This window comes from Gelidibacter mesophilus DSM 14095 (genome assembly GCF_000423005.1).
Lineage (GTDB): Bacteria > Bacteroidota > Bacteroidia > Flavobacteriales > Flavobacteriaceae > Gelidibacter > Gelidibacter mesophilus.
The window spans coordinates 223,179-235,765 of sequence record NZ_AUHD01000005.1 but is presented as its reverse complement, the minus strand read 5'-3'; the positions used below and the strand labels follow the sequence as shown (position 1 = coordinate 235,765).

General features: G+C 37.9%; 10 protein-coding genes. 7 read left to right on the top strand and 3 right to left on the bottom strand.

The features are described from left to right. The first annotated feature begins 11 nt into the window (after positions 1-11). The 7 genes from G525_RS0106280 (at position 12) to G525_RS0106245 (ending at position 9,945) form a co-directional block, all read left to right on the top strand. Positions 12-1,508 carry a SusD/RagB family nutrient-binding outer membrane lipoprotein gene (locus G525_RS0106280; RefSeq protein WP_027125395.1) on the top strand — a complete coding sequence of 499 codons (1,497 nt, stop codon included), beginning with the start codon at positions 12-14 and terminating at the stop codon, positions 1,506-1,508. Positions 1,509-1,837: 329 nt separating this feature from the next. Beyond that, on the top strand, positions 1,838-2,617 hold the full coding sequence (locus G525_RS0106275; RefSeq protein WP_035479166.1) for a hypothetical protein: 780 nt from the start codon (positions 1,838-1,840) through the stop codon (positions 2,615-2,617). A gap of 233 nt (positions 2,618-2,850) precedes the next feature. Continuing rightward, the gene (locus G525_RS0106270; protein WP_027125393.1) at positions 2,851-3,852 is read left to right on the top strand and encodes an endonuclease/exonuclease/phosphatase family protein; all 1,002 of its coding nucleotides are present in this window, start codon (positions 2,851-2,853) and stop codon (positions 3,850-3,852) included. Positions 3,853-3,999: 147 nt separating this feature from the next. After that, on the top strand, positions 4,000-5,697 hold the full coding sequence (gene ggt, locus G525_RS0106265) for a gamma-glutamyltransferase (RefSeq protein WP_027125392.1): 1,698 nt from the start codon (positions 4,000-4,002) through the stop codon (positions 5,695-5,697). 933 nt (positions 5,698-6,630) lie between these two features. Next, positions 6,631-7,644, top strand: coding sequence for a TQO small subunit DoxD (locus tag G525_RS0106255; protein WP_027125390.1), 1,014 nt, complete (start codon positions 6,631-6,633; stop codon positions 7,642-7,644). Positions 7,645-7,775: 131 nt separating this feature from the next. Further along, a complete protein-coding gene (locus G525_RS0106250; protein WP_027125389.1) occupies positions 7,776-9,575 on the top strand; it encodes a serine hydrolase in 1,800 nt (599 codons plus the stop codon). A gap of 70 nt (positions 9,576-9,645) precedes the next feature. After that, positions 9,646-9,945, top strand: coding sequence for a hypothetical protein (locus G525_RS0106245; protein WP_157491893.1), 300 nt, complete (start codon positions 9,646-9,648; stop codon positions 9,943-9,945). Between the two features lie 220 nt (positions 9,946-10,165). Here G525_RS0106245 and G525_RS0106240 read toward each other — a convergent pair whose 3' ends face one another. The 3 genes from G525_RS0106240 to G525_RS0106230 all read right to left on the bottom strand — a co-directional run bounded on the left by G525_RS0106240 (position 10,166) and on the right by G525_RS0106230 (position 12,528). Then, positions 10,166-10,960: a hypothetical protein gene (locus G525_RS0106240; RefSeq protein ID WP_027125387.1), complete on the bottom strand. Its 795-nt coding sequence runs from the start codon at positions 10,958-10,960 to the stop codon at positions 10,166-10,168. A gap of 113 nt (positions 10,961-11,073) precedes the next feature. After that, a complete protein-coding gene (locus tag G525_RS0106235; protein WP_027125386.1) occupies positions 11,074-11,805 on the bottom strand; it encodes a uracil-DNA glycosylase family protein in 732 nt (243 codons plus the stop codon). Further along, complete coding sequence (locus G525_RS0106230) at positions 11,806-12,528, bottom strand: hypothetical protein (RefSeq protein WP_157491892.1); 723 nt, start codon at positions 12,526-12,528, stop codon at positions 11,806-11,808. Positions 12,529-12,587 lie beyond the last annotated feature (59 nt).

Genomic DNA, 12,587 nt, shown 5'->3' with positions numbered 1-12,587 from the left:
AAATAACAATTATGAAAATTTTAAAATATACATGCATTGCATTAGCAGTAATGGCAACGTCATGTAGTGAAGACTACTTTGATGTTAACAGTTCAGTAACTGCTCCTACAACAACTTCATTAGCGCCACAGTTCAGAATACAAGGAGCTATTGAAAACACGACAGGTACGGCCCAATATAGAGGTGCGAGAGAAATAATAGGGGTTACACAGTACGCAGCACATCACACAGCTGCCTATGAATCTAACTCGTGGACCAACAATTTTACTACCGGGCGCTACTTTTTATGGCAAAACGCTTATGTGTACGGATTGCCAAATACGGCCGATTTGATTGTATTGGGCAAAAAGTATGATGCGCCAAATTATACCGCTGTAGGCAAAATATTGCGGGCCTATATTTTTGGGATGACCACAGATCAATATGGTGATATTGTAACGGAAGACACTTATGATGGTGAATCCAATATGAACATTACACCTAAATTTGTGACTCAAAAAGAAGCTTATAAAACTATTTTCAGACTATTGGACGAAGCTGTTTTAGAACTTCAACTTTCAAGTCCAATCGGACTTAATGTTGAGAGTGGCGATGTGCTTTATGAAGGCGATCAAGAAAAGTGGATCCGATTCGCAAAATCCTTAAAAGCGCGTTACTTAAATCACTTAAGTAAGAAAACTTCAGGAGATATGGCCTATGACGCCGATGCTATTATTGCAGCCTGCGAAGCTGGAATCAATTCCAATGCTTTAAATGCACAACAAGACTTTGTAGGTGGTGAAGCTGAAAACCAAAGACAACCATTTGCCGAAGGTGGGTATGGATCTTCTCGATTCAGATATTTTTCAACGTTTTTTGTCAACCTTCTGAAAAATCCGTTGGATTTAGAAGTAGCAGTTGAGGATCCTAGATTATCGATTATTGTTCCTGAAGCGGTTAATGGAGGCTATGTTGGTCTAGATGTAGGCCGTGGACTGGATGGAGATTCTGGAGACAACTATTCAAAAGGAAACGGCGGATTTTATACAAGTCCAACCGCACCTACTTATATGTTTACCTATAGTGAGGTAAAGTTTATTGAAGCAGAAGCTCGTTTCAGAAAAAATGATTTGCCAGGTGCTTATGCTGCATTTAAAGAAGGTGTTCAGGCTGATATGCAAAAACTAAACGTTCCAACGAGCGAGATGACTGCTTATTTGGCCTTGTTGGATACAGAAGTTGGTCCAACCAAAATCAATTTATCCTCCATCATGGTTCAAAAGTATATTGCCAATATGCTCAATCCAGAAACATGGGTGGATATGCGACGAATGGACTACAGTGATGAGATCTATCCCGGTTTAAAAAGACCAGTTAATGTCAATCTTGACATATTTCCTGGTGATGATGAATGGATTCAGGGAATGATGTACGAGTATAACGAGGAAGATCGAAATTACCTAAACATGCCTCCAAACGATCCTTTAATTCGCTTAAAAACACCATTATGGTGGAATACTTCTAACTAATAACGATCACATTAGAATTTACTAAAGAGCCAACTTTCAAAAAGTTGGCTCTTTTTATTTTTAAATTCCAAGAGTTATGTCATCACAATTCCAATCAAAAAGCAATTAAAAAAGGAACCCCTAAAGAGAGTAGACCCCTATCGTCTTCAAAAAAGCAGCGATGAATTTCGTATCTAAGAAATTCTCCAGAAACAAACCAGAATACGAAATGACTTTTCAAAAACTTAGCAGAACTTATCATTTCAGGTTATTTTCTTTTGGGAACGCTTTCAAATATTTAATTTCGTTATCTTTAAAATATCTGTCCATTCTCATTTAAAATAGTTACAATGCACCTAAAATTGACCTTGCTATTTCTGATAGTTTTCCAAATTGGAGCTGCCCAACAGTATGGCTCGGTAATTATTGAAGCGGGAGAGGTTGATGCCAATAATGAAGTGTATAGAGTTGGGAACAATTATGTTTTCAATTATGAAATTATCCAGCATGGCAAAAAATTAAAACTCAAAAGAAACAAAGGTATGTTTGCCAGTACCGATTTTGAGCTAGTAACCTCAACGACCAAGAACATTGAAGTAGACAAGATCCGATTGATTGTACAACAAGTTTCAGATGCTGAGAGAACCAATAAAGGTCAAACTGAAATCTCATATATTCAGGAACCACTTTCTAGAGGCATGAGTTCAACAGGACTTGTAGATAATTCCAAAAACATTTGGCTCCACCCTATCCGAACCGGATTTTTTAATGCTTTGGAAACCGCCCCATTTCCATTTATAAAAAAACCGCTGATGGTTGGTACTGAATGGTCGGATAAAATGTTGATTGGAGAACCTTGGGGAAATGAATTATGGGGGAAATGGGAAGGCCATTTACTGCTCTCCTACCATTATAAAGTCACGGCAATGGAAGTTCTTAAATCTGGCGTTGGCGATATCGAGTGTTATATTATTGAAAGTTCAGCAAAATCAGAGCTTGGAGAGACCAAACTAAAAAGCTATTTTTCAACAATCTATGGTTTTGTGCGCATGGAATATGAACTGTTAAACAGTTTAAAAGTAAATTTTTGGTTGATTGATTACAAACCTAACCATGCATTTAAAAATTAGAGATAATTTTTCTCAAACATCATAAAACCAATCTAAGAATTGGAATTAATAGTATTAACAACCGAAGTATTTCTTTAAAACTAATTAGAAATCTGCACAAACCTCGACATCGTTATTAGTACCTCAAAAATCATGACGTTAATAGATTAAAAAATTAGCATTACCTTTCTACCAGTCATTAAATTTCATTTACAATGTCTAGAAACGCATATTGTCTATTTATTTTGTTTTTTATGTATTTCACATTTTGCTGTGTTGCACAGCAAGAACAATCTCTAAAAGTATTACAGTTTAATATTTGGCAAGAAGGCACCATCGTTCCCGATGGTTTTGATGCGATTATTGACGAAGTTATTCGCACCGATGCTGACCTAATAGCTTTGAGCGAGGTAAGAAATTACGACAATAAAAGTCTGGCAGAACGATTGGTAACTGCTTTGGAAAAACGTGGTCATACCTATTATTCAGAACGCAGTGAAGATTCTGGTATTCTTTCGCGTTATCCCATTCTTTCCCAAACAGCAGTGTTTCCTGTAAAAAATGACCAAGGCTCTATTACAAAAGCAGTCCTAAAAATCGAAAGTGCTGAAATTGCCTTTTATAGTGCCCATCTCGATTATAGACATTGCAGTATTTATTTACCCAGAGGATATGACAGTTCTACCTGGAAAAAGCTGGACACTATAGTTACTGATTCCTTAACCATTGCTACCGATAATTTAGCCTCTATGCGAGATGAAGCCGTTAGCGCATTTATTGCAGATGCCATGGTTGAGAAATCACAAGGCCGACTTGTAATTTTGGGTGGCGATCTTAATGAGGCCTCATTTTTAGACTGGACAGCAACCACAAAAGACCTCTACGACCATAACGGTGTGGTGATGCCTTGGCACAATACCTTAGAACTGGACAAGGCAGGATTTATCGACGCTTATCGCAAACTTTTTCCAGACCCCGTAAGCCATCCAGGATTTACTTTTCCAGCCGACACCCCTTTGGTGCCTCTTGAAAAATTAGCCTGGGCGCCAGATGCTGACGACAGAGATCGGATTGATTATATTTTTTATTTGCCATCCAAAGAACTAGAACTTATAGAGGTTAAAATCATCGGTCCTAAAGGCTCTATTGTGGGTAACAAACGCCAATTGGAAACCTCTGACGATCCTATTGAAACGCCCGAAGGCATTTGGCCCACGGATCATAAAAATGTGATGGCTGTTTTTAAATTGAATTAGAAATGCATTTATTACCTCCCATATTGTAATTATACAAGCACTGACATCAACATTGTCACAAAAACTATATATTGGAATAATTATTTCCTAAATTAGGAGTTTGAATATAATTCAACACACACTCCATTGCAACATATAAACAGCATTATGAAAAAAACTAAAATCTCTTTTATCCTGGTTCTTTTTTTAGCGACATTTATTTTCTCAAACCATAGTTTTGCGCAAACCTATGCTCAAAATGGCATGGTGGTTTCAGATAATTCCGTGGCATCACAAGTTGGCACTGAAATCCTCAAGAAAGGCGGAAATGCAATTGACGCGTCTATTGCTACCGCATTTGCGCTTGCTGTAACGCATCCACAAGCAGGAAACATCGGTGGCGGCGGATTCCTTGTTTATTCAGATCTTACAGGCACTTCCACAACCATCGATTTTAGAGAAAAAGCGCCGTTGCTTGCTACTGCAGGCATGTATTTAGATGATTCTGGAAATTTAATTCCTGGCAGCAATCATCAAGGTCTGAAGTCCGTTGGTGTTCCAGGCACTGTTGCCGGATTATATTTGGCGCATGAAAAATATGGCGTTCTGCCTTGGAAGGATTTGGTGCAGCCGTCAGTAGATTTAGCTGAAAAAGGTGTGGTGCTTTCTTACGCTCTTTCAGAACATGCAAAGAATTTCAATTCTGCTACCAGTACCCAACCTCAATTCTTAAAGGATTATTATAAAAAGCCAAACGGTGAACTGACCAAATTTGGCGAAGTATGGGTCCAAAAAAATTTGGCAAAGACCTTAAAACTGATTAGAGATAAGGGGAAAGACGGGTTTTATAAAGGCAGTGTGGCCAAAGAAATAGCCGATTTCATGAAGGCCAATGGTGGGATCATTACCCTGGAAGATTTGAGTAAATATGAAGCCGTAGAACGTAAAGCACTTACCGGAACTTACAAGGAATATGGCATCGTAGCCATGCCACCACCAAGTTCAGGAGGTGTTGCCGTAATTGAGATGTTGAACATCATGGAACAGGCCAATTTAGACTCTATTGCCTTTAATTCAACCCCATATGTGCATTTGGTTGCTGAAACCATGCGTCGCGCTTTTGCGGATAGAGCGGAACACTTGGGCGACCCCGATTTTAATCTGGAGATGCCATTGGACCGATTGACTTCAAAGGAATTTGCTAAAATGCGCTACCAAAATATTGATCAAAATAGAGCCTCTCCAAGCGATTCTTTAAAATTTGGACAGCTTTATGATGGTAAAAACACCACGCATCTATCGGTAGTAGATAAAGCGGGAAATGCCGTATCGCTCACTTATACTCTTGAGCAATCTTATGGCTCAGGATTGGGTTCGCCAAAACTTGGATTTATTTTTAATAATGAAATGGGCGATTTTAATCCGCAACCTGGCTATACAAACAGTGGATGGTTAATTGGCACCAATCCAAATATCATCCAACCAGAAAAAAGAATGTTAAGCAGCATGAGTCCCACCATTGTCACCAAAAACGGAAAACCCTACCTCGTAATTGGAAGCCCAGGAGGAAGAACGATCATTAATACCGTTTTCCAAACAATTTTGAATGTCATTGAATATGAAATGCCTATTAAAAAAGCCATTGAAGTTATGAAGATCCACCATCAATGGTTTCCAAATGAACTGACTTTTGAAAAAGATTTAATGTCTCCTGATACCCAAAAAGCATTGGAGCACATGGGACACACCACCAAAGAAACAACAAATCTAGGAAGGTTAATGGGAATTTTAATTCCTACCGATGCTGACGTATTTATTGGGGCATCGGATTCTTCGAGTCCGGACGGCGGTGCTGTAGGGTACTAACTTTTGCCAACAGTACTAATAATATGAAATCTCCAATTAACCAATCATTTCCATAGAGCAGTTTGCTTTCGGCTTTCGGTGCCTAAAATCTTAGAAGCCTTATGGACCGCTGATGACACTATTTTAAGAGACAGGAATTTCATAGATTTAATAATTTCAATTATTACCTACAATTCCTCATATAATCAAACTCTTCGTTGTGTCTTCACTCTGTGAAACAACTTCTTTTGCCAAGAAACTCAAAGTTTATTTACCATGAGGATATCGTGATTGATTTTTTTCACGTATTCAATGAATTCACTAATTCTAAATTGATATTAAAAAATTAGTATCTCCTCAATACTTCAAAAATTTCCACTAAATATTCAGTTGGAATTTGGCCTTTAGCACTTTACAGTTTTTCTATGAAACAATTATTATGTAGGATATATCAAGTAATAAAAACATCAAACAATAGCATATCTCCAAAAGTCAAAAATAAGGCTATCTTTGCCGCGTGAAAGAAAAACTACACATAAGAAAAGCAGCGACATTAGCCTCATTAGTTGGGCTCATATTTCTTTTGCTACTTTCACCTTGTAAGGTTAGAAACTCGGTACAGACAGCTCTTGAAATTCCACAAACCGAAGTTTCAAACAAAAGTGTTTGCCAAGTTTATGAAGATATAGAATCGGTATCTGCGGTCACAAAGACTATACATCAAATTTCTCCTGCATTTATTGACCCCAAACCGCAACTCACTGCGATTGGCCTTGAGCTTTCGCTACAACAAACCTCAATGTTCACGGGCAACGCAAATTCCGTAACACGTATCCCCTATTACATTCTCTATCAGAACCTAAAGGTTCATCTGTAACTCATTTCTTAAGTTAACAAGGCTAACTCCTACAGTTAGCCAAAAGAAATAAGTAACCCTTTTTGAGAATAAATACAATGAAATTACCTATTAAAAACGACGCTGGGCTATTAGCCCTTTCTGTAAGAATGGTCATAGGCTGGACCTACTTTTCAGCCTTTTACAGAAGAATTATTTTAGACAATAAATTAGATCCGGAAGTTGCCGGTTATATCGGTGAGAAGTTTAACCACTTCCTTCCCCATGCCTTGGGCATTAAACCCATTATTCAATATTTAGTTGAAAATCCAGACGCACTGTGGTTGGCCATGGTAGGTTTTACCATTATAGAAGGTATTGTTGGCCTCTTTATGATTCTTGGTCTGTTTACCCGACTCATGAGTATTGGCGTCTTCGGATTGGCCATGGGCATCTTGTTAGGTTCGGGCTGGATTGGCACCACCTGTTTGGATGAATGGCAAATTGGCGTCCTTGGAATTGCCACAGGCTATATGCTGTTCTTTACGGGGAGCGGTAAATATTCAATGGACAACTACCTAATGAAAAAGAACTATGCCTTTACTAAAAAGAAATGGTTTGCATGGTTAGGATCTGGTATTTTACCAATTAGAGATCGCATCTTTCCAAAAGTAGTTCTGGTGGGCGCCCTCTTTATTTTCGGATTGACGCTCTATACCAACCAAATGTTCCATGGCGGCGTTTGGGGAACCTTGCATAATAAATCAGTCAAACCAAAACTTGAAATCTCCGAAGGTCAATTAAATGCCAACGGTCTTTCATTTGACGTCTACAGAACGGAAGGTGTAGATGTTTACGGCGCTTGGATGATTGAAATTACCTTGACGGATACTCAAGGAAATAAAGTCATAGACTATCAACCAGATGATTTGGCAGGCATTGATAAGAACCTCATTGACAATTATTATATTGCCAAGGTCAAACCAGGAAAGCACAGTTTAGTTATTCCGTTGGGTGCAAAAGCCAACCTCAATTTTAAGGATGACGTAATTAAAAACCTTCCAAAAGGAAATTACACCTTAAAAATCACAGATATTAGTGGTGCCAATTGGGAACATACCATTACTAAATAGCACCTCTTCTAACATTCTCCCGAAACATTTTAGATAAATTATGTTTTGGGAGAATGTTTTATTTCATTGAAAAACGTAACTTTTCCAGACATTAGAATACTGATAAAGTAATCCACCAAAACCAATAGCTCATGAAAAAGTTCATCTGTCTTATCTTATGTCTCGCACTTTTCCCATCCATTTACGCACAAACCGACAAGCGACTTAAAGGCCTTGACAAAGATCTCAATGCCGTATTGGAGGCTACTAAAGCCGTTGGCTTTTCCGTAGCCATTGTTGATGGTAATAAAGTGATCTACTCAAAAGGGTTCGGTTATAGCGATTATGAAAATAAAGTACCCACGGATGCCAACACGCTTTTTGCGATTGGTTCTTCAACGAAAGCTTTTACTTCAGCCATATTGGGCCAATTAAGGGCGGAAGACAAATTATCTTTTGACGACAGCCCCATAAAATACATTCCCGAATTAAAATTCTATAATGACAATCTAAACAATCAAGTCATCATCAAAGATTTGATGCGCCATAGTACGGGTTTACCTCGTCATGATTTTAGTTGGTATTTGTTTCCATCGGCCGATAAGGATAGCTTAATCGAGCGGATTGCCTATCAAGAACCTATTACTGGTTTAAGGCAGGAATGGCATTATAATAATTTTATGTTTTTGGCACAAGGAGTTATTGCAGAGAAAATTACCGGTGAATCTTGGGAAAAAAATATCAAAAGCAGATTTTTTGAGCCCTTGGGCATGTCGCGTTCACAAACCTTATTGAGTGAATTGCAAAAAAGTGATAACGTCGCTTTTGGTTACGAACTTAAAAAGGGCAATGTCATCAGCAAAATGGATTATTATGACATTTCTGGGATGAGTCCGGCAGGAAGCATTTATAGCAGTGCCAATGATATGGCCAAATGGTTAAACATGTGGATCAACAAAGGAAAACACAACGACCAGGAGATTTTACCTGAAATCTACATTAATGAAGCTATCAGTTCCCAAATGGTCATGGCTGCTGCATTACCTGAAGAAGATCATCCGGATATGTTTTTTGCGAACTACGGTTATGGGTGGATGGAAACCTCCTATAGAGGACACTATCGGGTGGAACACGGTGGCAATATCGATGGTTTTTCAGCGAGTGTCGCTTTTTATCCAAGTGATAAATTGGGTATTGTGGTCTTGGTCAATCAGAACGGATCTTCAGTTCCTGGCATTGTGAGGAATACCATAGCAGATCGTTTCTTTGAAGGTAAAAAAACCGACTGGACCAAACGCTTTATTGACTCACAAGAAAAAGCAAAAAAGATGCAGGAAGAGCTCAAACTTGAAGACAGTAAGACAACCCAAATAAAGAACACAAAACCATCCCATATAAAGCAGGACTATACGGGCAGTTATGAGAATGCAGGTTATGGCAGTTTTAATATTATAGTTGAAAACGACTCCTTATTTGCAATTCTTAAACGCAAAAAGCTTTTTTTAAGACACTACCATTATGATGTATTTGAACCTTTTGAGGTGACCAAAACCGGTATTGATACTACAGAAACTGGACAAATGCGATTAAACTTTGCGAGCGGTGATGGTGGTGAGATTATAAATGTGAGCATGAAAACTGAAGCAGCATTAGAACCTATTGCCTTTAAACGCTCGCCAAACACTATTGAGGTTAGCAATGCAGATTTAGAAATGTATGTGGGCGATTATAATTTGATGGGCACCACACTAAAAATCTATATTAAAAATGAGAACGTTCTCTATCTGTTTGTTCCTGGGCAACCTGAATATGAACTGATGCCTACTGAAAAACACAAGTTTTCATTTAAGGCTGCAGACGGATTTAAAATTGAGTTCTTAGAAACTGACGACATTATTAAAGATATGAACCTGATTCAACCTAACGGCACTTTTAAGGCTAAGAAATCCTAAATTTATAATGAGAATCATATGCCGACAGTTGTAGTTGCCTCAAAAAACCAACATTAAAAAACCTATCCTTATGAGAAATTTTATTACTATAGGCGTCATGCTTGTTTTTCTAGCACTTTCTTGTGCTTCTTCAAAAAATATAGCAAAACATGAACGTGATGGAAGCACTTATGAAAAAGCAGTTATCGTAAACAGTATTGTTGAAGAATATGAGTATGTAAAAAAAGACTGTCAAGGGTGTCAATTGTTAGGACAGTCACTTTCTCATTATAAAAACAAACCCTATGATATATTAAGCTTAAAAAAATTGGATGGTGAAGAAGTGGCCTACTATTTTGACATTTCTAAGTTCTTTGGAAAAGGGTTCTAGAAGTTATAAAAAACCTATGGGTTTTTGTCTGTCTTTTTTTATAACGACGTAGAGTAACCTTGTACTTTCGTTGAACACAGAGAACTGTTAATCAAAACCACCATCATTTAAAAACAGGTTAAAAAATCGGTACTGCTGGTTTAGCGTTTTGGAATTTCCCTTCCTATCTTGTTAAACAGTATCAATTCTTAAAGTTTGTCTCATAGGAAATGGGCTCGCACTACTGAAAATGCTCCTTCAACTTTGCCATTGGACTGGTAGCTCTGTTGATATAGCCATGAGCAAAACTGCTCACAATTAAAACAAGCGCAGCAAAACCGGCAACATAGGCAATGGTGATCTCCGGCTCATAATTCTTATAGGCAATGGCACTGAGTGCCCATGCGCCAACCAGAGCGAATTCGCGCATATTGCGCGTCCAGGTGACGATTAAATTTACACTCAAAGCCACAATAATCATAAAAATGGTCCAAGCTTCCGGGGACATTCCAAAGCCATTCCATTCTATTTTTGTTAGATATGCGGATACGTTGGCCATACTAGCCACTGTTACCCAGCCACTATAAAACACAAAGGGCCACCATAAAAAAGCAATAACCGAAATGGGCGCATCCCATAATTCCATGGCATTGTCCATGACAATTTTCAGCAAAGAGAAAAGCATTAAAAATATAAACACACAGGATAATCCCGTATAGCCATAAACCCATAAGAACACCCAAGTTGTATTCGCCACACAGGAAATGACAAACCACCATCCTATTTCCATTACAAATGCATCATCTCTCACCTTTACAAATAAGCTTCTGCCCTGATACACAATAAAACCAATTAAGAGCAAATATATAAATCCCCAAATGGCAAAGGCATACCCTGCAGGCGTAAACAACGTGTTTAAGCTTTTTGAAACTTCGCCTATGGTCGTATTATTTATAGCTCCTGTATTTGACAGGTAGTTGATGGTAATGGTAGAAATGAGTGCCATACCATTGCTAATTTGTAATATTTTTTTCATAGTTTGTTCTCGTGGGGTTGGGAATGGTTAAGTCGAAATCAACAAACTCACGATGGTTTGAAAATTAGAACATTACCACGATTATCATTAACACTTTCAAATACGGTGTTAACTCAAATAAACTCACGGTATTGCAACACCCTAAAATCAAAAGTATTAAACTCAGGATTTCTAGCTTTGAGATGTTGGTAGAGCGGCATTCTGCTAATAGAGATGTTTGCAGCACCAGACCCCGAAGTTAGGGATACTGTTTTAATGATTCGGCTTTTTAAAATCTTTGATTTCGCTTGTGGTGAATTACCAGAATTTGGAAGCGCTTGTTCTTCTGCTCGATTGAGAGTATTAGGAAGTTCAAATTCGTGAATTCGTGGCACTTCATTTGAAACTAAATCCAACTTCAATCCGAAAGTTTTCAGATGTTTTCTAAAAAAATATTCTGGTCCATTTTTACTATTGCCTCCAGTAAATAACAAGGTATCGATATTGGGAAACTCTTTGAGATATCCAACGATATTTCGCAGTTGAATGTTGGTCATCCCTAAATCGGATGCATCAATTTTTTCACGTTCGGCACTGGCAACAATATCACAGATCCCAATTTTATGAGCTATTAAAAACTCTTTGCGCTGAGCTACTGCTTCTTCGGAATTGTCAAATCTTAAATTCAGATCATAAATTTTGTCAATAAACAACCAAAGGGAATTGAAATAACTTCCATAACAAAAATCGACATCCTTTTCCAACAGCTCCCCCACTGAAAATCGTGGTGGCGGCAATGTTCCCACAATAAGTTTGGTGGTATCCTCTTTAATAAATGGCGGATATGGATGTTTATGAATAAACATTTACAGACTGTTTCTCAATTTTTCCACTTCTAGAATGGTCGTTCTATAAAGGCGCAGATTCATTTTTGTCATGTTTTGCATTTCAACATGGAGCTCATCTAAGATTTCTTTGGCGTCTTTAGGTCTCTCTAAATTTAATAAGAAATTCGCCAAAGCCAACCGCTCCTTATAATTGCAATAGGGTCTATCAATCAATCGCAATTGCTTTTCTGCTTCAACACCTCTACCTTTTTCGGCCAAGGCCATCCCATAAAGGAATGGAACATCCGTTTTCTCGAATTCCTTATGACTTTCAGAAACTTCACTCAGTGCAATAACCTGATCAAAATCTTTGTTATAAAAGTAGGCTTTAATCAATTGCGCTTTTACATAAAAATCATTTTGGGTCTTATCCTCCAAAGCGATGTGGTACTGTTTGATGGCTTCGGGATAATTATGGGCAGCAAGTAGTGCATCTGCTAGATTGATCCTATTCAAATAGGTTTCAGCAAATTCAAGTTTTCGTTCCAAATCTCTTACTTTTTTGGAAGGATCCAAGATGGTAGTCAAATTACCTTGTATTTTCTCTGCATCTTTTTTATTAAAAACTTGAGTGATCAAATAAGCAAGACATCCCACCAGCGGCAGAAATACGATTGCGAAAACCCAATAGTAGGAGTTCCTATTTTTAAATAGGTGATAAATACAAAAGCCTTGAAAAGCGATAATAAAGTAAAAGTACATCTGTTAAATTATGATTAAAGTCTGAAGATATGAGTTTGAAGTTACAAATATTGAGTATC